This window comes from Photobacterium angustum, assembly GCF_003026365.1.
GTDB lineage: Bacteria > Pseudomonadota > Gammaproteobacteria > Enterobacterales > Vibrionaceae > Photobacterium > Photobacterium angustum.
The window spans coordinates 88,718-114,157 of the sequence record NZ_PYOM01000008.1; the positions used below are offsets into that span (position 1 = coordinate 88,718).

General features: G+C 38.1%; 26 protein-coding genes and 1 pseudogene. 14 read left to right on the top strand and 13 right to left on the bottom strand.

Going from position 1 to position 25,440, the window contains the following annotated elements; translation table 11 throughout:
• Positions 1 to 171 precede the first annotated feature (171 nt).
• Positions 172 to 1,386, top strand: coding sequence for a hypothetical protein (locus CTN01_RS09890; protein WP_045147532.1), 1,215 nt, complete (start codon positions 172 to 174; stop codon positions 1,384 to 1,386).
• A 54-nt stretch (positions 1,387 to 1,440) separates the two neighbouring features.
• Here the strand turns inward: CTN01_RS09890 and CTN01_RS09895 are convergent, their stop codons facing one another.
• Genes CTN01_RS09895 through CTN01_RS09910 form a run of 4 tightly spaced genes read right to left on the bottom strand, consistent with a single transcriptional unit; the run spans position 1,441 to position 4,792 of the window.
• Entirely contained in the window at positions 1,441 to 2,376 is a 936-nt protein-coding gene (locus tag CTN01_RS09895) for an amino acid ABC transporter permease (RefSeq protein WP_045147530.1), read from the bottom strand.
• A 4-nt stretch (positions 2,377 to 2,380) separates the two neighbouring features.
• The gene (locus CTN01_RS09900; protein ID WP_045127636.1) at positions 2,381 to 3,193 is read right to left on the bottom strand and encodes a transporter substrate-binding domain-containing protein; all 813 of its coding nucleotides are present in this window, start codon (positions 3,191 to 3,193) and stop codon (positions 2,381 to 2,383) included.
• A 32-nt stretch (positions 3,194 to 3,225) separates the two neighbouring features.
• Entirely contained in the window at positions 3,226 to 4,044 is an 819-nt protein-coding gene (locus CTN01_RS09905; protein ID WP_045147529.1) for an amino acid ABC transporter permease, read from the bottom strand.
• Between the two features lie 7 nt (positions 4,045 to 4,051).
• Entirely contained in the window at positions 4,052 to 4,792 is a 741-nt protein-coding gene (locus CTN01_RS09910; RefSeq protein ID WP_045127634.1) for an amino acid ABC transporter ATP-binding protein, read from the bottom strand.
• A 447-nt stretch (positions 4,793 to 5,239) separates the two neighbouring features.
• Between CTN01_RS09910 and aroG the strand changes: the two genes are divergently transcribed.
• Positions 5,240 to 6,292 (top strand): 3-deoxy-7-phosphoheptulonate synthase AroG, encoded by a 1,053-nt coding sequence (aroG, locus tag CTN01_RS09915; protein WP_045127633.1) that lies wholly within the window; start codon positions 5,240 to 5,242, stop codon positions 6,290 to 6,292.
• Positions 6,293 to 6,388: 96 nt separating this feature from the next.
• Here aroG and CTN01_RS09920 read toward each other — a convergent pair whose 3' ends face one another.
• A complete protein-coding gene (locus CTN01_RS09920) occupies positions 6,389 to 6,577 on the bottom strand; it encodes a hypothetical protein (RefSeq protein ID WP_005364594.1) in 189 nt (62 codons plus the stop codon).
• A 281-nt stretch (positions 6,578 to 6,858) separates the two neighbouring features.
• Here CTN01_RS09920 and CTN01_RS09925 point away from each other — a divergent pair, with 281 nt between their 5' ends.
• The 5 genes from CTN01_RS09925 (at position 6,859) to CTN01_RS09945 (ending at position 11,287) form a co-directional block, all read left to right on the top strand.
• Positions 6,859 to 7,332: a hypothetical protein gene (locus CTN01_RS09925; protein WP_045147528.1), complete on the top strand. Its 474-nt coding sequence runs from the start codon at positions 6,859 to 6,861 to the stop codon at positions 7,330 to 7,332.
• A 448-nt stretch (positions 7,333 to 7,780) separates the two neighbouring features.
• Positions 7,781 to 8,356 carry a winged helix-turn-helix domain-containing protein gene (locus CTN01_RS23260; protein WP_107342154.1) on the top strand — a complete coding sequence of 192 codons (576 nt, stop codon included), beginning with the start codon at positions 7,781 to 7,783 and terminating at the stop codon, positions 8,354 to 8,356.
• A gap of 193 nt (positions 8,357 to 8,549) precedes the next feature.
• Complete coding sequence (locus tag CTN01_RS09935; protein WP_045127631.1) at positions 8,550 to 10,028, top strand: aerolysin family beta-barrel pore-forming toxin; 1,479 nt, start codon at positions 8,550 to 8,552, stop codon at positions 10,026 to 10,028.
• A gap of 266 nt (positions 10,029 to 10,294) precedes the next feature.
• A complete protein-coding gene (locus CTN01_RS09940; protein WP_045147527.1) occupies positions 10,295 to 10,888 on the top strand; it encodes a rhomboid family intramembrane serine protease in 594 nt (197 codons plus the stop codon).
• A gap of 51 nt (positions 10,889 to 10,939) precedes the next feature.
• Positions 10,940 to 11,287 (top strand): DUF1840 domain-containing protein, encoded by a 348-nt coding sequence (locus CTN01_RS09945; RefSeq protein WP_005364602.1) that lies wholly within the window; start codon positions 10,940 to 10,942, stop codon positions 11,285 to 11,287.
• A 4-nt stretch (positions 11,288 to 11,291) separates the two neighbouring features.
• Here the strand turns inward: CTN01_RS09945 and CTN01_RS09950 are convergent, their stop codons facing one another.
• Positions 11,292 to 11,909 carry a DJ-1/PfpI family protein gene (locus tag CTN01_RS09950; protein WP_045147525.1) on the bottom strand — a complete coding sequence of 206 codons (618 nt, stop codon included), beginning with the start codon at positions 11,907 to 11,909 and terminating at the stop codon, positions 11,292 to 11,294.
• A 175-nt stretch (positions 11,910 to 12,084) separates the two neighbouring features.
• Between CTN01_RS09950 and CTN01_RS09955 the strand changes: the two genes are divergently transcribed.
• Both CTN01_RS09955 and CTN01_RS09960 read left to right on the top strand, forming a co-directional pair.
• A complete protein-coding gene (locus CTN01_RS09955; protein WP_039871979.1) occupies positions 12,085 to 12,291 on the top strand; it encodes a DUF2986 domain-containing protein in 207 nt (68 codons plus the stop codon).
• Positions 12,292 to 12,438: 147 nt separating this feature from the next.
• Positions 12,439 to 13,932: a DEAD/DEAH box helicase gene (locus CTN01_RS09960; RefSeq protein WP_045147522.1), complete on the top strand. Its 1,494-nt coding sequence runs from the start codon at positions 12,439 to 12,441 to the stop codon at positions 13,930 to 13,932.
• A gap of 135 nt (positions 13,933 to 14,067) precedes the next feature.
• Here CTN01_RS09960 and CTN01_RS09965 read toward each other — a convergent pair whose 3' ends face one another.
• Entirely contained in the window at positions 14,068 to 15,126 is a 1,059-nt protein-coding gene (locus CTN01_RS09965; RefSeq protein WP_052666540.1) for an endonuclease/exonuclease/phosphatase family protein, read from the bottom strand.
• A gap of 78 nt (positions 15,127 to 15,204) precedes the next feature.
• On the bottom strand, positions 15,205 to 15,828 hold the full coding sequence (locus CTN01_RS09970; RefSeq protein WP_045147521.1) for a 3'-5' exonuclease: 624 nt from the start codon (positions 15,826 to 15,828) through the stop codon (positions 15,205 to 15,207).
• Positions 15,829 to 16,047: 219 nt separating this feature from the next.
• On the opposite strand from CTN01_RS09970, the gene mrdA reads away from it, so the two are divergent.
• Entirely contained in the window at positions 16,048 to 18,033 is a 1,986-nt protein-coding gene (gene mrdA / locus CTN01_RS09975) for a penicillin-binding protein 2 (RefSeq protein WP_045147520.1), read from the top strand.
• A 76-nt stretch (positions 18,034 to 18,109) separates the two neighbouring features.
• On the opposite strand, the gene CTN01_RS09980 is transcribed toward mrdA, so the two are convergent.
• The 3 genes from CTN01_RS09980 to CTN01_RS09990 all read right to left on the bottom strand — a co-directional run bounded on the left by CTN01_RS09980 (position 18,110) and on the right by CTN01_RS09990 (position 21,060).
• Complete coding sequence (locus CTN01_RS09980; RefSeq protein ID WP_080896149.1) at positions 18,110 to 19,840, bottom strand: ATP-binding protein; 1,731 nt, start codon at positions 19,838 to 19,840, stop codon at positions 18,110 to 18,112.
• Positions 19,840 to 20,376: a heme NO-binding domain-containing protein gene (locus tag CTN01_RS09985; protein WP_045147518.1), complete on the bottom strand. Its 537-nt coding sequence runs from the start codon at positions 20,374 to 20,376 to the stop codon at positions 19,840 to 19,842. The genes CTN01_RS09980 and CTN01_RS09985 overlap by 1 nt, the downstream gene beginning before the upstream one ends.
• 162 nt (positions 20,377 to 20,538) lie before the next feature.
• Positions 20,539 to 21,060: a hypothetical protein gene (locus tag CTN01_RS09990; protein ID WP_107188332.1), complete on the bottom strand. Its 522-nt coding sequence runs from the start codon at positions 21,058 to 21,060 to the stop codon at positions 20,539 to 20,541.
• Between the two features lie 266 nt (positions 21,061 to 21,326).
• Here CTN01_RS09990 and CTN01_RS09995 point away from each other — a divergent pair, with 266 nt between their 5' ends.
• The 3 genes and pseudogenes from CTN01_RS09995 (at position 21,327) to CTN01_RS10005 (ending at position 23,306) form a co-directional block, all read left to right on the top strand.
• The gene (locus tag CTN01_RS09995; protein WP_045147512.1) at positions 21,327 to 21,785 is read left to right on the top strand and encodes a lipoprotein; all 459 of its coding nucleotides are present in this window, start codon (positions 21,327 to 21,329) and stop codon (positions 21,783 to 21,785) included.
• A gap of 160 nt (positions 21,786 to 21,945) precedes the next feature.
• Positions 21,946 to 22,927: pseudogene (gene dmeF, locus CTN01_RS10000) on the top strand (CDF family Co(II)/Ni(II) efflux transporter DmeF).
• Entirely contained in the window at positions 22,890 to 23,306 is a 417-nt protein-coding gene (locus CTN01_RS10005; RefSeq protein WP_045147507.1) for a MarR family winged helix-turn-helix transcriptional regulator, read from the top strand. The pseudogene dmeF and the gene CTN01_RS10005 overlap by 38 nt, the downstream one beginning before the upstream one ends.
• 118 nt (positions 23,307 to 23,424) lie before the next feature.
• Here CTN01_RS10005 and CTN01_RS10010 read toward each other — a convergent pair whose 3' ends face one another.
• Positions 23,425 to 23,760, bottom strand: a complete 336-nt coding sequence (locus CTN01_RS10010; RefSeq protein WP_045147505.1) for a hypothetical protein — start codon at positions 23,758 to 23,760, stop codon at positions 23,425 to 23,427.
• 242 nt (positions 23,761 to 24,002) lie between these two features.
• Here CTN01_RS10010 and CTN01_RS10015 point away from each other — a divergent pair, with 242 nt between their 5' ends.
• Positions 24,003 to 24,905, top strand: a complete 903-nt coding sequence (locus CTN01_RS10015) for a class I SAM-dependent methyltransferase (protein ID WP_045147503.1) — start codon at positions 24,003 to 24,005, stop codon at positions 24,903 to 24,905.
• Positions 24,906 to 25,014: 109 nt separating this feature from the next.
• On the opposite strand, the gene CTN01_RS10020 is transcribed toward CTN01_RS10015, so the two are convergent.
• Entirely contained in the window at positions 25,015 to 25,368 is a 354-nt protein-coding gene (locus CTN01_RS10020; protein ID WP_052666538.1) for a hypothetical protein, read from the bottom strand.
• Positions 25,369 to 25,440 lie beyond the last annotated feature (72 nt).

Here is a 25,440-nt window from a genome sequence, read left to right on the forward strand (position 1 = left end):
CGCATTTTAGTGTCAAAGAAGACGTTTCACCAAGTGATATTTATACAAATAATTATTACCTGTGAGTAACAATTATTGTTCTTATTATAAAAAATATTTTCTTTATTTTTTGAACAAGTTGCTAATATATAAGTCTGTAAATGGATAAAATGTAAAATAATGGATGGTTAAATGTTTAAAACTATAATAAAAAGCTATGGAGCTTTGTTATTGTTCTCGTTTGGAAGTGGCTCTGCACTAGCAGAAATACCAGTTACATTTAATGTAAAAGCTGATAATAATCAACCTGATATAATTAAAGTTGATACAAAGACGAATGGTAATCAGGCATTAACGTGGGTTAAACCTCGTCAATATCGAGATAATGAGTTTGCCCCTCAATTAACATGTTTAAAGCGTGATGGAACCTCTTCGATAATCGTTTATGGTCAACCTATTGCTTGTAGTAAAGTAACATGGGAAATAAAAACAAAAAATGTAGAGCCATCAAGTTATTCTCCATCAGATCAATATAATGCTCATAACTCAAAGCAAGGATGGTATGTACTCACTGAATGGAATACGTTACCTCGTATCAAAGAGCAGAAGCAGATCCAAGTCTGTTCACCTGAAAAAGACTGTGCATTGATGCCAACAACATCTCAACCGCCGTTTTTTATGGTTTGGGGAATGGCTAAAACCGTCGTAGATTTAGCTAGTAAGCAGGTAGTTGTTCATTCTGATTTACCTCAACTTATAAAGAAAAAAGAATTATGGTTACCCTCATTAGCAAGTCAACTTAATTACTTATTAAAAGTCTTTCCTGATAATCAATTACAGAACTGGGGCATTACATTTTTTGCAAAAGATAAAGCTGAGAGACGTATTAGTGGCTCTTCAGGCGTGCCAAATATTTTTGTGAATGTGTGGACTGATAAGGGAGTTGTAACGAATGAGTCATTGCAATGGCTGTTAAAGATATCAGCACATGAATCTTTACATCTGCTACAAAATAAATTGCCAGCTAATGGATGGACGGGAGAGGGTTTAGCTGAATACTACGCGTTAAAATCAATGGAAAATACTTCCTTTGCATTTAAAGATCCAATCCAACGTTGGAATGATTTTGCTGAGAAATATCCTTTTTCGTCAACGGGCCTTATAGAAGCAAATAAAAATGTTGATGAAAAGAAAGAATATCAATATTACCCACTATTCTATTTTAAGGGACCAGCATTTTGGTACGAAGTAGATACGGCATTACAGAACAAAGGAAGTAATTTAGATCAGATTATTAATTCTATAGATGTTATTAATGGTTATAAGCTATCGCCAACATTTGTAGCAATTATTACAAATAAGATAGGTATGCAGCGTTGGAATGAGATAAAAAATAAGTATCTTTAATCCATCGTTAATGAAGTGGCTTAAGTAAATGTAGATACTTAAGCCACTTCATATTTATCTAGAAAGATGACGTAAACTATGTTTCTCTAATTTACTGAATAAAAGAGATAAAGATAGGCATAAAACTAAGTAAACAGCGCCAACGAGTAACCAAATTTCAAAGATTAACCCCGAAGAATTTGCCATTTCACTGCCGACGAAGGTTATTTCTTGTATCGAGATCAATGAGATAATTGATGAATCTTTCACTATTGAGATAAATTGACCTGCTAATGCAGGCACGATCCCTGCAATGGCTTGGGGAAAAATAACAAAGCGAAAACGATCAAATTTAGATAGGCCTAGCGAATCTGCAGCTTCCCATTGTCCGTTATCGATTGAATCGAGACCAGCACGAATGACTTCAGCGATATAAGCGGCAGCAATCAGGCCGACACATAAAATTCCCGAAAATAAGTTTTCCCATAATTGGCTACTACCAAAAAGAAAAGACTGGAAGGCATTCTCTTGTCCATTGTAAAAACGAAACAAATCATTCAAGCCAAGTAGTGGCACCAGTTGGCTTGAAATAAAAAAGTAAAAGATAAAAACAAAGACTAAAGGCGGTATGTTACGTACTAATTGAATATATGCATTGGCGGGTAGTCGTAAAAAAAGAAGTGAAGAGCGTCGAGCGAGTGCTAATAGCAAGCCAAAAATAGCGGCAAATAACATTCCCCATAAACTTATACGAATAGTGCTGAATACGCCTTGAAAAAAATAGGGTATCTCATTGCTCTGACTAGATGAAAAAACCAAATCAAAGGCTTTTTGCCACTGCCAATGATAATGAATACCAATTGATGAGCGGTAATATAGCCAGCCAAGAAAACATCCCACGACTAAAAGTAAGATGTAATCTAGAATTTTAAGTTGAGGCAAAGTAAAGCTAGCAGCCGAACGTTTATTCGGCTGCGATGTAGCTTCCTTTGTCGTTGAGCAGGAAGACATTAATTTATTGACCTTCTTTCACCTGATTCTGCCAATCGACAGTTGTAAACCAATAGTCATAACGCTCTTTTAACCAGCCATCCTGAGTACGAAGTAAGATCCAGTTATTAAAGAAGTTCAGTAGGTTGAAGTCACCTTGTCGAATAGCGAAACCTTCAGAACCCTGGCTTAAACGCTCTTTAAAAGGTAGAAATAGCTTATCTTTGTATTGTAATGTCATTTGTTCTGGTTTTGGCGTTGATGCCAATACCGCTTGCGCATTGCCGTTTAATACTTCTTGGAATGCTTGTGATTCATCGTCAAATTGACGAAGTTTCGCTTTAGGGAAGTATTTCTTGGCTGTTTGAACTGTTACTGCACCACGACGTACAGCTAAAGTCACACTACGCTTGTTATAATCAGCAATGGAGAGCTTATCGCCTGCTAGCTCTTTACTTGCAGCAAGTTGTACACCTGAGTGAGAATAAGGAGTTGTGAAAAGAACACTCAAGTTACGTTGTGGTGTTATCGACATACCGCCAATGATCACATCAAATTTGCCAGCTAGAAGTGCAGGAATAATCCCATCCCATGCAGTAGGAATAAATTCAACTTTTACACCGGCATCTTTAGCGAGTCGTTTAGCAACATCAACTTCAAAACCAATCAGCTCTCCTTGCTTATCACGCATTGCCCAAGGCACGAATGTTGATAAACCAACACGTAATGTACCGCGCTCTTTAATTTGTTCTAATGTGCTTTTTTCTGCCGCTAATGCATGGCTAGCACTCAGTAAAAGGGTTAGTGCGGTGATCATTACCGCAAAAAAACGTTTCATTTTTCCGTCTCCATATCGTTAAAAATGATCAATTAATGAGTAGGTGTCGCAAGTTTGTGTTCTAACAATGTTGCAAACGCTGATAAAAGCAACGTTATGCATAAGTACATTGCTGCGATTGTAAACCAGATCTCAAAGGGCATCGCTGTATCAGCGACTATATCGCGTCCTTGTGTCGTTAAATCAAATATAGCCATGATACTGACAATAGAGGAATTTTTTACTAACGAGACAGCTTCGTTTGTTAGCGCAGGTAAGATACGACGTAACATTTGAGGTAAGATTATATATCGATAGCTATCAACTTTACTTAACCCAAGACTTTCAGCCGCTTCAAATTGCCCTTTAGGAATGTTCATTAGACCTGAACGAAATATCTCTGCGGTATAGGCTCCTTGAAATAATGAAAGTGCTAATACAGCTGTAGTAAATCGCTCTAATCCTAATACCGGACCAAATACAAAATACAGCAGATAAATTTGAACAAGTAGTGGGGTATTACGAATGACTTCAATATATCCACGTGCAAGAGCGCGACCAACAATAGAGTGAGATAAACGTAAAAGCGCGGTTACTAAGCCAAAAATAATCGTAAAGATAAGGCTAATGGCTGATATTTTGATGGTGATGAGTAAACCATCAATAAGCTCGGCAGAAAACCACTCACCGTCTTCTTTAAAAAATAGATATTGAGGAACACGGTACCATTGCCAATTATAATTCATCGCATCAGCACCGCTATTTAGTAACCAAACGATGGCTAATACAATAACGGTAATTTGCAATAACCCACTAATAACGGGTTTAAGTATTTTGATGAAAGCTGATTTTGACTGAGGTTTAGTTATCATTTTCACCTCAGTAACTTAAAATTTTTCTAAGAAAAGACTGGGTTCTAGTATTTTGCGGTTGGTCGAATAAAAGTGCAGGAGGAGCAATCTCGACTACTTCACCTTCATCCATAAATACAACCCGATCTGCTACTTTGCGAGCAAACCCCATTTCATGGGTCACGCATACCATTGTAATGCCTTCATCTGCTAATTCCTTCATTACATCAAGTACTTCATGAATCATTTCAGGATCTAATGCAGAAGTGGGTTCATCAAATAAAAGAATATCGGGTTTCATGCAAAGGGAGCGAGCAATAGCAACACGTTGTTGTTGTCCACCGGATAGTTGTCCCGGGAACTTATTGGCTTGATGAGCAATATGGACACGTTCTAGATATTGAATTGCTAGCGTTTCTGCCTCAGCCTTTGACATCCCTAATGTTCGACGAGGAGCTAATGTCAAATTATCTAAAACTGTCATATGTGGAAAAAGATTAAAATGTTGGAAAACCATACCGACTTTGCCACGTACAGCTTTTAAATTCTTTGGATCTAGTAAGTGACTATTTACTGTAATTTGCCCCGAATCATATTGCTCAAGTCCATTTATACAACGAATAAGAGTCGACTTACCTGATCCCGATGGGCCACAGATAACTAATCGTTCACCTTTATGAATGCTCAAATTGATCGATTTTAGTGCATGAAATTCGCCATACCACTTGTTTACTTCTGTAAATGTAATTATCTCGTCTTTAGCTAACAAGACGTACCTCGACTAATAAAATTGTTGTTTGCAATGTAAGCAGCAAATAGTAATGGTTTTATGTTACGCCATCGTAAATTAAAATTAATACGATATTTCAATATTATATAACAACGAACTACTAACGGAACAACTGATAATTTAGATCAATATCCCATGTTTAAGTGGACATAAAGTGTTCTGTTGTACTTCTTCAATAATCTAGAGATATACCATATATGTTCTTTAATGCGCATTATGTAGCATATTGAATGTTTTGTTAAATTTTATTGAGTAGGTTGGATGCATCTAAGTTGTTCCTAAGTTAAAAAAATGTCGACTTAACTGTCAATAATCCATTGCACAAAAAGGGTTAAGGCGATAAGTTAAGAAAAGACTATTTGGAGATAAGTACACTACATCGATTGACCGACATAGACGTAGTGTAGCGATACGGGAAGTATAAGCATGCATAAAACAGATGATGTCCGCATTAGCGAGATCAAAGAACTATTACCACCAGTTGCAATACTGGAAAAATTTTCTGCTTCAGAAACAGCTTCAGAAACAGTATATCAAGCTCGAAATGCCATTCATAATATCTTAAATGATGAAGATGACCGTCTTCTTGTGATTGTTGGACCTTGTTCTATACATGATACTGATGCGGCAGTAGAGTACGGTAAAAAGCTAAAAACACTACGCGATGAGCTTAACGCTGATTTAGAAATTGTTATGCGTGTTTATTTTGAAAAGCCACGTACAACAGTAGGTTGGAAAGGGTTGATTAATGACCCTTACATGGATAATAGCTTCCAATTAAATGATGGTTTACGTATTGGTCGTAAACTACTTCTTGATTTAACTGAATCAGGCCTACCAACAGCAGGCGAATTCCTTGATATGATCACACCTCAATACATGGGAGATTTGATCAGTTGGGGAGCAATTGGTGCGCGTACTACTGAATCTCAGGTTCACCGTGAACTTGCGTCAGGTTTGTCATGCCCAGTAGGCTTTAAAAACGGCACAGATGGCAATATTAAAATTGCAACAGACGCTGTAGGTTCGGCAAGTGCGCCTCACCACTTTTTATCAGTGACTAAATACGGTCACTCTGCGATTGTATCTACTGCAGGTAATGAAGATTGCCATATTATCCTTCGCGGTGGTAAAGAGCCAAATTATAGTGCTGAGCATGTTAAAGCAGTGACAGATCAACTTGAAGCTGCTGGCCACCGCTCAAAAGTGATGATCGATTTTAGTCATGCAAATAGCTTGAAAAAATTTGAGCGTCAGCCACTAGTATCACAAGATGTTGGTGAGCAAATTGCGAGTGGTAACAAATCTATCTTTGGTGTAATGATTGAAAGTCACCTTGTTGAAGGTCGTCAGGATATTGTTGATGGTGTTGAACCGACTTACGGTCAAAGTATTACAGATGCCTGTATTGGTTGGGAAGATACAGAAAAAGTACTTCGTCAATTAGCATCAGATGTACAAAAGCGCCGCCAAGCGTAATTAGAAGAGTAAGTTAAAAAAACCGATGTTTCTAAACATCGGTTTTTTTATATATTTCTTATACCTAACCTGTACTTATACAAGCCTGAATTAAAATCATTTCTCGTTATGATGGCGATAACCATCATTAAATTCAATATCATAGCTTTCATCGTATTGGTGCTTTTCTATCAAGCTATCGCAATGAGGAAATTGACAATAAATAGGGTATCTACGATGTAACCCATTTTCAATGAAGGCTTCAAGAATGCCATGAGTATCCGCAATAAGTGTTTTATCTTCCATATACCGACTCCAAACAAATATATGTGATAGCTACATATGAATACTGTATCTTATTGGGTGTGGATTAATTGTCTTAATAGTAAGAAATATATCTAAAATGAATATTGTAATTATAGGGGCTTTTTGTAATGTACAGATTTGTTGACAATGTTGCTGCTATCTAAAAATGAAAAATATCATTAAATTTAAATGCTTATAAAAATATCTGCTATAACAATATACAGTGATATGGTAGTTATTGCTTGAAACTGTGTATGCTAATAAGCGATAGGTCGGTGTGTATGAAGAGTTTGATATTAAGCGTGCTGTACGGTGTATTTTTATTTAGTCCATTGATGATAAAAGCTAAAATCGTTTCAAAACCATTAGAGTCAACAACAAGTTTTATTGAGACGGTTGATAGTTACGAATCATCACAAACACAGCAACAGGGGATTACGGTTTATCATCCAGTATTGGGCTATGCAAATTATGAAAATATCGTTTGTGATTCTAACGATAATCATCAACGAGAATTGCGACACCTAGTAACAAGCTACTGTTTACAGCACAGCGGTAAACTTGTAGATAATTGGTGTGTGGATACACAAAGTAATATGCCGTTGTTTAATGCAGAATTAAACCAGCACAGTATGGATTGCCATTCAGGTGGAAACGCATCATTAATCCATGTTCTTGAGTTTTTACCTTCAGCAGAACATGATCAGCAAACACAACAGAGTTGGTTACAGGTCGCGACTGCTTTTGGTTATTAAGTCTGAATGATGTGCTTTAGGGCTCTGAAAGCATCTACGATGTATTTTCAGGTATTAGGAAACGTTAAAAATTAGCTGTAGAATCTACAGCTAATTAAAGAGATGACTCAATGAGAAATAAATTGAAGAGCTCGACTTTTGGCGCTTTAGATTAAATAATTGATAGCACTAAGATGCTTTTTTATCTAATGGCTATCAATTATGAAGTAGTATTAATTCTTTTTCACTGCCCATTAGTGTTCATTTTTATTAATAATCACATCTAATTATTAATCTTCTCTAATAAATATATAAATGCTAGTTTTCTATTAATGTCTGTGCTTTTTAAAATTAATGAGATAGATAAAGTTTAAGCTGGATCACACTCAACTATATTTATATATGCTAATTATCAATTATAAAATATACATCTATCTTCTCTTTATTGATTAAGTTACGGGGGAGTCACATGATATTATATAATCCTATAAAAAATACGCTTTCTAATCGTAAGAAAATATTAAAAATTGGATATCGAGATTCACAGATTCTTTATCTCTTACTTAAACACTCTCCTAATGTTGTCTCAAAGAAAGATATTATTCAATTTGCCTGGGGCAGTGAATGTATTGGCGAGACATCATTAGCGAAAAGTATCAGCAAAATTAGGCTTTCACTGATAAAACTAGGTCTTAAGGAGTCACCAATAGTGACAGTACCTAAAGTTGGATACCGTTTAATTGAAGGCGTGTTATTTGATGAAACGCTTGATACTAAAATACCGATACAGAAAGGCGAAAAACATAGGGTGTTCTCAAACGAATTAATACGGAAAAGCAATCATAGAAAAGTATATAGACCTTTAGTTTGTTCTTTTCTTTTATTTGTTATTTTAATTTCCACACTACTCGTAACAGTGAATAAAAGCCACAACATTAACACTGATATTGAAATGAACGCGTTGATAAATAAACCAAGGATTGGATTATTAAACGATTATCCTAATTACAATATTTTGGAATTAAACTTTAAAAAAGTACCTTAATCAGAATTCATTTTATTGTTTAAATTTTTTAGAAAATAACTGATTAATGATATTAAAGTTTACTTATAACATATTGAAAATTATAGGCATAAAATTTCAATTAATTTCATTGTTACTAAATTTATTAGTATGAAAAGCTTATATAGCTCTACTTTGAGTGTGTCATCAAAATCAATATATATGAGGATTGATCATGCGAAGTATCTACATAAGCATACTGTTAGCTACTGTTCTTCCAACCTTAACAAGTAGTGTATATGCACAGAAGGTGTACCCTGATCAAATTGTATTAGATCACTTAGGTTCAAATGTTTGTCGGGCAGGCTACCATCCTCTTGACCATTATGAAGCTGGGGAGCATGTGAAATATCTTCTTCCTTTTATGGATGACTGGCAAATCGTCTCGCTAAAAGGTCTATGGGTTGTTATGGGACCGGGTTATAAAGGTTTGATAAAACAACAACCAGCAGGAACTAGCCCTCCCAACACTTTTTGTTATCCTGATGAAAATCATACAGAAATCCCTAAGTATACTGATCTTGAGTTACCTGAAGGTGATGAAATCGATGTTCAATATGCATTATTACATGACCAAGATAATTTTGTTCGTCCTTTAAGCCGACTTGCTGATTATCTGGGTTATGCATGGGTTGGTGGCAACCATGCTCAATACGCTGGCGAAGATATGAACATTCAACATATGGGTGATGATTGGGTTATCCAAGGAAATGATATTGGAACGTGTACAGGTTACAGGTGTGATGAAAAGACTAAAATCACAGTAAATAATTTTGCCTATCGTTTAAATGATGACAGTTTCTGGCATGGCGATGTTACTGAATCAGACAAAAAACTAGTAAAAACCATTACCGCGTTAGCGAGAAACGACAGCGATCAAGATCAGACAATTTCCGTTAGCTTAAAGTTGGATGAGTCAACAACGTGGTCAAAGACTGATAATTACGGGTTTTCTGCAAGAGTAACAACTGAAGATGCTTTCAATTGGCCACTTGTCGGAACGACAAGGCTGAATATTAGCATTGAGGCAAATAAAAGCTTTTCACAATCTAAAGGCGAGTCAACCAGTGAGCAAGTTTCGTTAGATGCACAACCAACGGTGCCACCTCACTCAATCATACCAGTTCGCGTCGATTTATATCTCTCATCCATTTCTTACCCTTACCAATTTAATGCAGATGTAAGTTACGACGTTAATTTCAATGGATTTCTTCGCTGGGGAGGTAATGCGTGGAATACACATCCAGAAAATCGCCCATACAGAAGTTATACGTTTACCGTGGGACGTGGCAGTGATAAGCCAATGAATATTCCTTATCAATGGGAACATCGATATATTCCAAATGAAGTACAGTGGTGGGATTGGACTTGGGCTATTAATGAAATCGGACTGGGCAACATTCAATCTGCTCTTGGTATGAGTTTGCGTCCTTTCCATTCTTTTGTATCCGGTGATTTTTCTGCCGAGTCTCAATATGCTGGCACTATGGATATTGGTAAAGCGCAACCTATAGACAAAAGCTCTCTATCATTAAAAGATAATGTTACGACCCTGCGTGCTGGTAATGTTGAGGTAATATCAAATTTTGATGCTGATGAACTTAATTCATTAGGTTTTACTAATGCAGAACTGAGTGTACATGCAGTAAATTAACGGCCTCATATAAAAGCTGTATTCACTGTTTGCCCGTAACTACGTGTTGCGGGCTTTATCGTTGTTAAAAATAATCTGTTTATTATCAATTTTATTATCCGTAATATAATGATACGGCAGTTCTTAAATGTAATATTTAATACTTTAATTGTCTTAATGGGATATGTGTTGTATTAAGACTACCAATCAGAGATAAGATAGTTAGCTATAATAGTAGGGATAATGTTACGTTACATGAATGTTTTTTAATCCGTGGTGTATTCTTTATGTCTGACTTTAAAAAGAAGTGGCGAGATGTTTTTTTTGTCATTCTATTCTTTTGGGGGATTTCGTTTGCTGCTTTTATTGTTAATCATAGTTTCAATGGCGCATTAAACAGCTATGGTTTATTACCTCGCCATATTAGTCATCTTAGCAATATTATATTTTATCCCTTTATCCACGGCACTTGGTCTCATTTAATTTTTAATCTTACTTCTTTCACACTACTGGCTCTTGGGGTAGGGGTTAATGGTGTTGCTCGGTTAATCAATGTCATTTTGTTGTGCTGGTTATTCGGCAGTATCAGTGTCTGGTTGTTTGGGCGTATCAGTTACCATGTCGGATTAAGTGGAATAATTTATGGCATTTGGGGCTACTTGCTTATCTATGGTTTAGTCCTAAGAAGTATCATGTCATTAATTATTACATTTTTAGTGCTGGTTTATTTTAGCTCGATGATTTGGGGGGTCTTCCCTTCTAATTATTTGGTGAGTTTTGAAAGTCACTTATTTGGCGCTATAGCTGGTGGCTTTATTGGTTATTTTCTTGGTAAAAAAGACCGTGAAAAATTAAATTGCCATTACGATCAGAAACCCTAACAGAATAAAATGGTCTAATAGCTATATGAATAAGAAAAGGATAGGTGAGTTATGCTAATTACATTTCATAGTAAAGGAAGTAACGATATTACAATGTTTGGTGATATCGCACAGCAATTGATTCATATGATGGGGTTCTGCGAAACAGTCCCTGGCGCTATTCGCGAAGAAGATATCGCACAAGCGTTAAAAAACCTAAAAGATGATATTAATAAAGCTAAACAAGAGAATAAGCAGAGTGGTATTACTGCTGATTCCACAATCGAGCCAAATCCGCTTGATGCCGATTTAGATGACGATGAATTTGAGCCGGAAATTTCTTTATCAGTACGTGCTATGCCGTTGATTACATTATTAGAATCAGCAGTAAATGAAAAAAGTTATGTTATGTGGGAATAGGAAACTATTTAACAATATGTAGCGGAGCAAAAGGGTCATCGTCAGGATCGTTTTGCCATAAATACTCTGCTTCAACAGCGACTTTTCGTGCAACATTGTCACCAAATTGGTAGGCAATAATCGCTAATGCCATGTCTAAACCTGACGAACAGCCTGAGGCAGTAAATATATTGCTGTCTCGCACCCATCGAGCTGATGATTGCCAATCTACATGGTGTCCAAGCTCTTTAACCCAATGAAATTGTTTTTTATTTGTTGTTGCTTGGCAATAGTTGAGTAATCCTGCATTTGCTAATAATGCTGAGCCTGTGCAAACAGAGCAGATTAATTCTTGTGTAGGCGCAATGCGTTTCAACCAAAACAACACCGTTGGATCGTCAATGACGGATTTAATCCCACTACCACCGGGAATGAGCAAAATATCAGAGCTAAACGTATCGCTAAAACTTAATTGAGGTGTAATAGATACATGTTGTTGGCTTAAGATTGCCTTTCCATCAACAGAGATTGTTTGGGTGTGATAAAGGTCCGGCAACAAGCCAAACATTTGTAATGGTCCAAAAGCATCAAGCAATTGAAAATCATCAAACAAAAATAGTGTGACTGTTTGTGGTTTTTTCATTGTTATCACCTATTGTATGTCTTTTAACGATTAGCATAGCTAAGATTTTGAAACCATTTGTCCGATATTGAGATGGTTTTCGAGGCCTGTTGATGGATAAAGCTTGTTATTCAGCGCTGAACCATTACAATCAGCGCCTTGTTTAAAAATGATGAAAATATCAGCTGGCGCGATTATGAATAGAAAAAAGAAAATTAACGAAACGCTTAAAAAGAGAATGAAAAAGGCAAATGCTAAGTTACATAAAAGTAATAAGCCTCGTTACATCTCTAAAGCGGAACGTGCCAAGTTAGACGCTGAAGCAGCACAACAAGTGTCTGCCGAAGAAACTATTTCACCATCAGAAACTGAAACTATGAGTACAGAAACAACGGTTTCATAGTTACGTACATATCAGTAAATTTTCAACAGGGAAGGTAAGCATTACCTTCCCTGTTTTATTCTCATTGAACAGCACGTTTGTTCAATAGCTGGCTTAAATTAGCCACTACTATCGCCAAATTGGCGTTTTATATAAAAGAGAGATGCTATGAGTTTTGCCTCTTTAGGCCTATCTGCCCCAATTCTTGAAGCTGTTGCAAAGCAAGGCTACGAAAAACCATCACCAATCCAAGAGCAAGCGATCCCAGCTATTCTTGCGGGTAAAGATGTAATGGCGGCGGCCCAAACTGGTACAGGCAAAACAGCAGGCTTTACCTTACCTTTGCTAGAACGTTTAGCGAATGGTCGACCTGCTCGTTCAAATCATGTACGCGCACTTGTATTAACCCCAACACGTGAGCTAGCCGCTCAAGTAGGGGAGAGTGTTGCGACTTACGGTAAAAACTTACGTTTAAGCTCTGCAGTTGTTTTTGGTGGCGTTAAAGTAAACCCACAAATGCTGCGTATGCGTAAAGGTGCCGACGTATTGGTGGCAACACCAGGGCGTTTGATGGATCTTCATAGCCAAAATGCTGTGAAATTCCGTGATGTTGAAATTTTGGTTCTTGATGAAGCTGACCGTATGTTAGATATGGGTTTCATCCGCGATATCCGTAAAATTTTAGCGTTACTACCAAAAGAGCGTCAAAACTTACTATTTTCAGCAACCTTTTCTGATGAAATTCGTGAGCTTGCAAAAGGATTAGTGAATAATCCAGTAGAGATTGATGTTAACCCGCGTAACCAAACAGCACGTACCGTGAAGCAGTGGATTTGCCCTGTTGATCAAAAGAAAAAACCTAACTTATTAACTAAGCTACTTAATGAGCGTAATTGGAAACAAGTGCTTGTTTTCACTAAAACTAAGCACGGTGCGAATAAGCTTGCTACTCATTTAGAAAGTCGTGGAGTTTCTGCGGCCGCTATCCATGGTAATAAGAGCCAAGGCGCACGTACTAAGGCACTTGCTAACTTTAAGTCTGGTGATGTTCGCGTACTTGTTGCGACAGATATTGCTGCTCGTGGCTTAGATATCGATCAACTACCACAAGTTGTGAACTTTGATTTACCGCACGTAGCAGAAGACTATGTACACCGTATTGGTCGTACTGGCCGCGCAGGTTGTGTTGGTGAAGCGATTTCATTAGTGTCGGCAGAAGAAGCAAAAGATCTTGTTGCGATCGAGCGTTTAACACAGCAAGTGTTTGATCGTGAAATTATTGAAGGTTTTAAACCGACTAACGCATTACCACAATCTAAGCTAGATACACGCCCAATTAAACCGAAGAAGCCTAAAAAGCAGAAAACGTTTGTGGCGCGTGAAGGTGCAGCGACAGGTGAAAAGCGTAGCACAAACAATAATAACGGTGGCGCAAAGCGTAAACCAGCCTCTCGTCGTCCACAGGGTCAGTCTACTGATGCTGCAAACAACGAGAAGCGTTCAGAGCAAGGTGCAAGACCTGCACGTAAGCCTCGCAATACAGATGCGAAACCACAATCAAATGGTGATAAGCCTCGTCGTCGTTTTAACGATGAAAAGCCTAAATCAGATGGTCGTCGTCGCTCTCCACAGCGTAGTCGTGCACCAAAAGCGACAGCGTAATAACGTCTAAAACGTTAAATAAAAACGACTGATAAATACCTTTTGTAAAAAGGGTATATCAGTCGTTTTTTTATCTGCTTTTTTAGCAAACAGTGGTTATAAGCAGTTATCAGCTAACCTAAAGCGAGGTTGTTACTAGGAGCGCAGTGATAAGGTCACAATAGGAATAGCGTGATCAGTACTGTAGCCGTCAATATCAAAGCTTGAATTGATCAAATGCTTATCTTCAGTGTGATAATGGCTAACTTCAAATAATGAGCCTAAATAACTCGCATTGAACTCCTGTGACAGCAGGATGTAATCTAATACCGATCCTTTACCATTAAAGTAATGTGTGGCAGGACGAATAGCTTCTTCATCTTGTGGATTGACTTGAGTATAAAGCTGCCAACCATCGTAAAGGCAATAGAAGTTAATTAAGCGCTCAGTGTCACTTTCAGACATCCCGTAAACACGACTTGCCGTTAATTCTTCTAAACAACTACTCGAAATAACATCGTTATAATCGCCACACAGTACCATCGGATTACTGGTTTGCTCGCGTCGCTTCACCATCGCAAGTTGCAGTAAAGCCGCTTCAGTGCCCCGTAGCATGGATGAACCCCAATTCCCTAAACGTTGACCAAGAAAAGAAGCAAGCGCACTGCCTGATTTCGCTATGGTCTCAGGAAGTGGATCATCAAATAGTGAACGCTTGGATTTTAAATGAGTGACATAGCAATCTGTTGCGCCAATATGGGGAATATCAACCGTCGCTCGCAGTGGTTTGCGACTAAATGAAAACTCAGCCCAGCCCATTAATTGTGCTGCATCATTATCAGCCTCCACCGCGATCACTTCTGTAATGGGGAATTTAGAAGCAATAGCGACAACGGGACTGCGATAAATAAAATCACCTTCAACGATAGGCTCATCAACAACCGCAAAATAGGGGTAGCCAATATCGCGCAGTAATGATTGCAGCTCATCTGCACTAAATACTTCTTGAAAACCAATAATATCGGGTTGTAGCGCTTCTAAAATCGATGTTAGCCAATGCTGTTTTTTATGCCATTGTTCGTAGCTATAAATATTCTCAAAATCATAATAAGCATTAGGGGGAGCAAGATAATTCAACAAATTAAAACTTGCGATTTTTATCTCCGACTGAGCGATAGGCACTAGGGGGAAATGTTCAGTATCTAGCTGTTTCAAAATCGAATTCTCAGTGAAGTTATTAAAAACTGTATAGCTGTTTTAGCATACTTGTTATGCTGAATATACGACTTATTTCTAAGCGTAACGATGAAATAAGGTATCGATTTTTGCTTTAGGTGTTTTTGCCAATTTCATCATCAATTCAAAAGAGACAGTGTGTAGATTATATTGGCGCTTAATATCTTCGAGCATCACTAACCATAATCGTGCTGTCATTTCAGAATCGGCTAACGCGCGGTGAAATACACCATTGTGCTCAATGTGTTTGAAATCCACTAACGTGCCTAGCTTATGATTGGGCGCATGTTGGTATAAACGTCGTGCAATCAGCATTGAACAGGTAAATGTACCTGTATAGTGCCTGCCAATATCAGCAAGCTCTGCGTTTAAAAAGCGCTGGTCGAAAGAGGCATTATGCGCCACAAGGTTGGCATCACCAATAAAATCAGCAAAGGCATCCATTACCTCATAACAAGGTGGTGCAGTGCGTAACATGTTATTGCTGATCCCCGTATAACCTTCAATAAAGCTACTCACACGAAAACCAGGATTCATGAGCTGTTGGAATTGCTCAACAACTTCGCCATTAACTAATTTAACAGCACCAATTTCGATAGCGCGATCGCCTTGATTAGGAGATAAACCAGTCGTTTCAAAATCGAGAACAACAACGCTGTCAGCGGAGCGAGAAAGGGTCATGGTAAAACCTATAGAGAGAGAAGATGGTCATTTTAATGGTCGTTGAGGGCTTGTAAACTCCTCAAACACATTATATCGCGACAACTGAGGTTAAATTATCGTCAAACAAGCAACCAGTTATTACATTCTAACGAGAGATCACGCATTATACGGACTGGGTATAAGTACAATTCTCTGTTAACGACGGCACATATGGCCATTGAGATCTCATAAGCATCTATGAAGAAAGAAAGAAGTCAATTTCGTGATCACCAAGCTGAAGTGTCGCTATTTAAGCGCCGAGCGCTTGCTGGGTTTATTGGGATTATCATTTTATCGTTTGTATTGGTCGGTAATTTGTATCACTTAGAAGTGCAAGATTACAGCGAATATACTGCTCGTTCAAATGATAACCGCATTAAAATTATCCCAGTGGCACCGAATAGAGGCCGTATTTACGATCGAAATGGCGTTATTCTCGCAGAAAATATACCGGTCTATTCTTTAGAAATTATTCCAGAAAAAGTCGCACACCTCACTGAAACACTCGACAGTCTAAAAACCTTACTGGGTGTCACGGATGATGAAATAGACTCATTCATGAAGGATAAGAAGCACACCCGTCCGTTTATGCCAGTGACATTAATTGATCAGATGACGGAAAAGCAGGTTGCTGAGTTCTCAGTTAATGAATTTCATTACCCAGGTGTTGATGTTGATGCACATTTAGAGCGCTATTACCCTTATGGCTCAGCATTAACACATACGTTAGGCTACGTGGCAAAAATCAATGATCGTGATATCAAATTATTAAAAGAGCAGGGTATTTATAGTAATTATAAAGCTACGCGCACGATCGGAAAGCTAGGTGTTGAACGTTACTATGAAGATTTACTTCATGGTCAATCTGGTTATGAAAAAGTAGAAGTGAATAACCGTGGTCGTATTATTCGTACCTTAGAATATGTTCCACCTATTTCGGGTAAAGATATTAAGTTAACGATCGATCTTAATTTGCAGTTGTACGCCAATAAACTATTAACTGAAGATGTTAAAGATCCAAAAACAGGCAAAATGGTCACTAAAACTCGTCGTGGTGCGATTGTGGTATTAAATCCGCAGGACGATGGCATATTAGCGATGGTATCTAGCCCTAGCTATGATCCTAACTTGTTTGTGCATGGTATTACGTCCAAAGAGTACAGCAAATTGCTGAATAGTCCTGCGCACCCGCTGGTAAACCGAACCACATTAGGGGTATATCCACCAGGTTCAACGGTTAAACCACAAATTGCGGTTGCAGCATTAGCCACAGGGGTTATCACACCCAATACGGTACGTAATAACCCGGGCTGGTGGCGAATTCCTAATTCCAAAAGTCGTAAATTCCGTGATGATGTCCGTTGGGGACATGGTAACGTTGATGTATATAAAGCCATTGAACAATCAGTAGATACTTTCTTCTACCAAGTGGCTTATGACATGGGTATTGACCGAATATCGACGTGGATGAACAAATTTGGTTACGGCGAACTCACAGGTATTGATATTAAAGAAGAAACATCAGGTAACATGCCGACTCGCCAATGGAAGCTCGCACATACCAAACAACCTTGGTACCAAGGTGACACCATCCCTATTGGTATTGGTCAGGGCTACTGGACAGCAACACCGATGCAAATAGCCAAAGCAACCTCAGTTGTTGCCAATTCTGGCGTCGTTCATCGCCCTCACTTGTTATATGCGATTCTTGATGGCAAAAAAGAAGATATTGTTAAGTTTAAAGATTTTCCAAAAGTCGAGCCTGTTCCATTAAAAGATTGGCAAATTGCGCAAGAAGGCATGCACTTAGTTACGACTAAAGGTACAGCACGTAAAGAGTTTAAAAACTTAGCGTATGAAGCAGCAGGTAAAACAGGTACCAGTCAGGTGTATACCATGTCAGATAACGAAAACTATGATGCTAGTGAGGTTGCAGAGCATTTACGTGACCACGCATTGTTTACTGGATTTGCACCGCTACATGATCCGAAAGTATTGGTATCCGTTATATTAGAACACGGTGGATGGGGGCGTAACGCAGCACCTCTTGCCCGTAAGATAATGGATTATGTGTTAGTAAAACCTACCCTAGATCCCGCAGCACAGAAGCAGGTGAAGAGTGATGGAACGAGCACAGAAACACCTGTGGATGTGTCGAAAACTGCAGAGATAAAGGCGAGTTAGTAGCTATAAACGCACGTTTATTAAAATAAGAAAAAGGTCACTTCGGTGGCCTTTTTTACTTTTTAAGCCTTAGCGCTTATTCAATCACACTGCCCCAAATGGTTAAAATATCATGAAGCTCAGAAGCCAAATAAGGTTTACATAAAATGTCATTCATACCCGCTTGAATACACGCTTCACGCTCAGCACTTGTGGTACCTGCGGTTAAGGCAATAATGGGTTTAGAATAGTCTTTCTTTCGTAACTCTTTGGTTGCGGTGTAACCATCCATAATCGGCATTCTGCAATCCATAAACACGACATCAAACGATTCCATATTTAATATATCTAATGCTTTTTGGCCGTTATCAACAATGGTTGGTTCAATTTGAACTTTATTTAGCATCAGTTTAATGATCATTTGATTGGTCTTTAAATCTTCAACCACTAAGATTTTCAAATGCTTAATTGGCGTTTTATGCGGTTGCCTAACTGTGGCATTAAAATGGGTATGATCACTAATAGGAAGGGGTAAGGAAACATTAAAACATGCCCCACGTCCGAGCGAACTTTCAACGCGGATTGAACCGCCCATTTGTTCACATAGTTGTTTACAGATCACTAAGCCTAGCCCTGTGCCTTCATGGCTTCGCTTGCTGGTATTATCCACTTGGCTAAAAGGTTTGAATAACTTGTGTTGGTCTGAGTGGTCAATACCACAACCGCTGTCTTTTACCGTAAATTGTAGCTGTTTGTTTTGCCACCAGAGCTTTGCGTGTACAAAACCTGCTGGGGTAAATTTAATCGCGTTAGAGATCAAATTAACAAAAATTTGCTTAATTCTATCTTCATCACCAATGAAAATTTTCGGTAAGTCATTGGAGTAGTAAATATTAAAATCTAATCTTTTTTCGTGGGAACGATGGGTGAAAATATCTTCTAGTTTTACCGCTAACAAATGACAATCAAAGGGTTTTTCAATCAGCTCCAACATACCTGCATTTATTTTGCTGTAGTCGAGTAAGTCATTAATGATCGCCCGTAGCAATTCACCTGAGTGATTCAATGTGGTTAAGAGTTTCTGTTGGTCATTATCAAGCGGTGTATCTTGCAGTAATTCAGCTGCACCAAGAAGTCCATTAAGTGGTGTACGTAATTCGTGGTTGATCATAGCGAGAAAGTCACGGGTTGACTGCTCCGAATCTTCTGCACGTTTTTTAGCATCAATAGCTTGATTAAATGTTATTTGCCTACCAATAGCGGATCGAAATAATTCACCAAACAGCGCCATATGCTTCTGAATTGCTGGCAATCGGTCGTCGGTACATATAATTCTGACGGCTAAGACACCTATTTTCCCTCTGTTATTAATAATATTTATCCAAAGAGTATGTCCGCTTTTATCCCATAATGAATTGGTTGATTCTAGCTCTTCTGGAGGTACCCATTGTTGTAAACGACCGCTGGAGTAACTACCTGATATATTAATATTATCGGCAGGGTAAATGGTGATATGACAACCTGATATGTAATTGCCATCAACGAGGCTGTCTAATAATTGTTGAATACTTTCCCTTGTCGCACTGTGCTTTAAAAATAATCGGGCATAACGAAGTAACAAGTTTTCCATTTTGTTCTGATAGGTTAAAAGCTCAGAATCAAATTTCGCCTGCATTTGTAACTTTTCGTACGAATCATTAAGCATTTGATTTGCATTATAAAGCTCATGACTTTTCGCTTCTAATAACTTCTCAGCGGCTAACCTTGATGCATGTTCGCGTTCGAGTTTTTGTTTTAATAAAGCAATATGTTTTTCAGGATCGATCATTAATTATCACTCAATGACAAATGAAAGCGGACACTGTTTTTGCTCGTTGTTGGTTCAAGTACGATATCAAGATGTTGCTCAAAATAATCCGCACATCCCTCTAATAAACCTAAACAGACATAACCCATGCATCGAGCTGAATGATAGTCCATTGTCAGGGTTGTTTCTGTTTCATTAGAGAATTCAAAGCGAGGGGGCGTTGTATCAGGGTAAAGTTTTTTTACTTCTTGGTGTATGTATGACTCCACACTGCGAATAAAATCAAAAGTGTTGGAATCGGTAAAATCATATTTAGGTAATAAAGTGAGTAAACGGGGGAAAACAGCGCGGCCAAACGTTTGTTGCAGGCTTTCGGGAGAAACGCCAGTGACCTTATGTAAACAAATAATCAGTTTGACTAATCGTTGGTGCTCATAGCTACCAACAGAGGTATAAACACCCGGATCGTCGGCCATATCTAGCATTGACTGGCACACTTCCAGATCGAAAGTACGTTCAACAATATCGAGAAATTCAGTAAAAATAATCCCTTTCATACTCTTCTCCGATGTCTTCTAGATACAGACTTTAAACACGTAATGCAGGAATTAAAGTCTGTAACTTAGTATGGCAGAGATTGAAGGTTCGTCAAAAACAACAGGTTAGTTGTTGAAGAAAGGGCTAAATCACGAAGCTGATTATTAGCTTCGTGATTATTCTTATTTTTGGATAACGACAGCTTGCGAGAATTGCTGCGCTGAATGGATCAGGTAATTTTCCATATCCGTTATAAATTGCTGCTGGTTCGGTAACGGCAATGCATATACATCAGACACAAGGCTATATTGCTCACCATCTTCTGCATGAGTATAAATCATGCCACAAGCGGCTGGTTTACCTTTGAAAAAGCCAACATAAAGCGTCGCTTCTGCATTAGGCTCAAACATAATTTGAGTTAAATACTCAATAATAGCTTCTTTTTCTTGTTCATTTTCCCATTGAGATGCACGAACTAAAGAATAGCGAATGGTAAGAGGGTGACAATCAACAGGGTAGAAAGATAAAGAGGGTTCGAGTGCCGATAAAGAAGTATCAATGCAATGCGTAGTTAAATCAGTTTGAGATAGTTGATACAGTTCTAATCCCTTTACACTTAGCGGTGTTGGAAACTCAGCATCGGTAATATGGCTTGCCATCCAAGCGTTTTTTAAAGTAATTAGTTGTTCTGTAATAACCTGCATATCGTCGCTTCTTTTATTTAAGTGCTTATACCTTAACTTAATTACGGTAAAGAAGGTATGTTAATTCAGGTAATTGATTGAAAAACACACACATATGTAAGTGTAACGTTAGTATTTTGATTGTTTAATAATGTTTGCCAAATTATAGATACTTTTTGCTCTTATATTGGATAGGGTGTGAGCCGAATAAGCGTTATCTTGTAAAGAGTATTAGTGCCGCAGGCATAAAATGATTTGAGCGGTACTCAAATTTAGGAATGAATAAAATGAAAAAGCTATTACTAGCAACATCCATTGTTTTGTTACTTGCAGGTTGTAATGACCAAGCACCTAAAGAGCAATCGCTAAACGATCAAGCGCAAAAAGTCTCGGAAACTGAAGGCGTTGCTGTTGAGCAAACCCAATCTGTAGCGCCAGACACGCAAAAAATCCCTAATTGGGTATCAGAAAATAAAGTGACAGCGCCGCTAGATAATATTGTTGATGGTGATAAAACTTACAAAGCCGTTTCTTATTGTAAACCGCATAATTGTGCTGGTGATTTTATGATCAGTTTAACGGGTAAAGACAACAAAGAATATTCCATGGTAGTACACGTTAAAGATACCAATGGTGCTATTACCAAACCCAGTGAATACGCAAGTTACCAGTTTATCGGTAATCCAGATGACAATATGAAAGGGTTGCTCCATCAAGCGTTGCTCCAAAATCCTAACTGGAAATAAACCTAAGTAATTATTGTTATAAATCATAAGAAACGTGCCTTACTCGTAACGGCACGTTTTTTTATGGCTCAAGTTTATTGGTAACCGGTATTGACATTGTTTGATGGTCAAACTAAATTTACAGTCAAATAATTTGATAGTCAAACTAAATGGCAGATTTATGAAGTTGGAACTACAACACGATCATGATTTTTCATCGCATGATCAGCAGGGAGAAAAAGGGACGTTTTATGTGCTTTTACTGACTCTGACAACAATGCTTATCGAAATTGTAGCAGGGACAGTCTATGGCTCTATGGCCCTATTCGCGGATGGATGGCATATGGGTACCCACGCTGCCGCATTTTGTATCACGCTATTTGCTTACCGTTACGCAAGAAAACACAGTAACAATGACCGTTTCTCCTTTGGTACAGGCAAGGTAAGCGTGCTAGGCGGATATACCAGTGCGATTGTATTGGGCATTGTTGCAGTATTAATGATTGCGGAATCCATCCATCGTTTATTTAACCCACATGCAATTCAGTTTAATGAAGCAATCATCGTTGCCTGCATTGGTTTAACCGTAAATTTAGCCAGCATATTTTTACTTAACGGGCATGGTCATTCTCACGGTCATAGCCACGATCACGAACACAATCATAGTCATGCGCACGATCATCATGATCACAGCCATGGGCATCATCATCACGACCACAATTTAAGAGCCGCTTATCTACACGTGCTTGCTGATACCTTGACCTCTTTACTTGCCATTGTTGCGCTATTGTTCGGGAAATATTATGGCTGGGATTGGATGGATGCAGTCATGGGCATTGTTGGTGGGTGTGTGATCATTAAATGGACAATGAATTTAATGAAGCAAACAACCCCGATATTGTTAGATGAGAACATTGATTCAGACTATAGAAAATCTATCCATGATGCGCTGTCACCTTATGCCAAGGTTATGGATTTACATATCTGGAAAATTAGTGGTAATCACTATTCTGCAGCGATAACACTACAGTCAACCAGAGACTTCATCATTGATGATTATAAACAAATCTTGTTAAAATTTGATAAGATTAGTCATCTTACTCTCGAAGTACACTAATAATAATCATGAAAAACATAGAACGCCTAAACCAATTACTGACTGAATTTTATGACAAAATGTCATCATGGGAGCAATCTGTTGTTAAAGAAACAGGTTACACCTTAGCGCAAGTTCATACGATTGAAGTTTTAGGCGTTCAAGGCCCTCTAAGAATGAAAGAGCTTGCCGATAAATTGGGGATCACAACGGGGACATTAACCGTTCAAATTGAGAAGTTAGTGAAAGCGAACTTAATTGAACGTTGTGCCCACCCAACAGATCGCCGCGCGATTGTGGTGACGTTGACAGAAGCAGGGCAAGCCATTCATGTTAAGCACAATCAATTGCACCTTGATTTAGTGAATGATCTAACCATGCATATCGAGCCTGAGCATGAAGAGATATTAATTTCGTGTATTGAAAGGATGAATAAAGAGTTTTAAACGAACTTTAAAATCAAAGTATTGTTTCACACCCCTCGGTTATTCATTGAGCTATCTTGAAACAGTTGCCAACTAGTATTAAACAGTGTTGGCAACTTCTTATCTAAAATATCGAATTTTATACTAACTCAACAGGGCCGTGATCATCACAGTGATCGCCATGTTGATGATGTAGCCTACCATTTACGATGTAATCAATATGATCACCATGTTGGATAGCCTCATGACCACAATCAGGGCCGTGAACATGATCGCCACATGTATGGCTATGATTACATTCATTAGGATGAGCATCATCAAATTCGATGACATGTTCATCACAATGATCACCATGCGGATGGTGTAATTTACCATCAACTAAATAATCGACATGACCATCATGACGAATAGCGGTATGACCACAATCAGGACCATGGGTATGGTCTTCGTGCGAATGAGTGTGTAAACAAGACATTATCCAATCTCCTTTTAATCGATAAATGCCCTTTAATGATATGCAATCAATCTTTTATGTTTATGACAGATATGTAGAAATGCGATTTATCTCACGGGTTCTAAATAACGAATGAGGTTTTCTTGCTTTGTTTTTCTGCTAGAGCGCTGTTCTGGTAAAATAAGTTTATTTACCGGAGCAAAAAGTAGCGATATAGCGTGTTTAATCACACATAAGTTATATAAAGCGGGTGTTTGGAAGTAATGAGTCAGTCAATGTTCAAAAAAGACGGGACAGCGCAGGGGGTGGCTAAACAGCGCCTAATAGAAACATTAGCGCCATCAAATAAGCGCATCATTTCTGATCCCTATGCAGAGCGGTTTTTTTTCGGGGCAGGATTAATCAAACTAATGGGACATCCATTCGCTGTTTGGTTAACCGAGCAGTTTATGCCTGGCTTTCATGAACACCTTATCTCTCGTACCCGTTTCATTGATGATTTAGTTAAAAAGTCCGTGGCGAATGGTATAGAGCAATACGTCATTTTAGGTGCTGGGTATGATACTCGAGCACACCGATTAGGTTTACCCTCTCAGGTTAAAATTTTTGAAGTCGACCAACCTGATGTTCAAGAGAGAAAGCGCACCAAGCTTACTCAAGTTGTTCCAAATATAGAAAATGTAACCTATGTTAGTGTTGATTTTAATCATCAGTCAATCTCAGAGCGGCTATTGTTAGCAGGCTTTGATCAAACTAAAGCAACACTGTTTACCCTTGAAGGGGTCTCACAATACATTTCGAAAGTGGCACTTTCGCTAACGATAGCGCAAGCTGCAGCACTAACCACCAATAATCATTCAACTTTCTTTTTATCGTATGTTGATAAAAACCTAGATGATGATCCTTCAGCCTGTTTTGGCAAAGGGTATCCGAAGGCAAGTAAAAGGGCGGAAATGATTAAATCGCTATCAGCGAAAGTTGGCGAACCATGGGTATCACTGTTTACTGCACAAGAGATTGAAAAGTTACTGTCACAACACGGTTTTTCACTTCAAGAAAATACGACGCTGACAGACTTAAATACCGTTTATTTCACACCTGTAGGTAGAACGCTGCCAGAGCATCATATTTTAAAACTTGAGCATTTTGTTATTGCGAATCGATAATATAAGACAGATTGCAAGTAATTTCCCTGATATGGTTTATTTTTGGAAGATTATCGTAGATGTAAACTTCCTTAGTGAGCGAGAAACTATTAGCCGTGACTAACTAAATTTATACTTTAAAACATACAAAGTTATGGATTTCACTTTTATCTTTATTAAGAAAAAATAACGTATTATCTTTTACTCTAATTTTGTAACTAATTCTCATATTGTTATAACTAGCATAATCGTTGTTAATTATGTTGTCTGAGTGAGTTTTATTGAAAATAACCTCTTTGATATTCAGTATCAGGCTGCTGAATGATTTGTCATATGCCCCTGTATAGGTCAGTTTGATATTTTCAATATCACCTTTCTTTGTCGTTACGTCGCTCATCTCTCTGATTGTAAAATGGTCATCTGAGTTAAATGAAATCGTCAAATGTTCAGCAATAGACTGATATGGTTTAAATGACTCAGACATAAAACTTGTTTTGATTGAGTCACAGTGCCAATTTGTACATTCTAAGGTGCTGAAATTATAGCATAAAAAAGC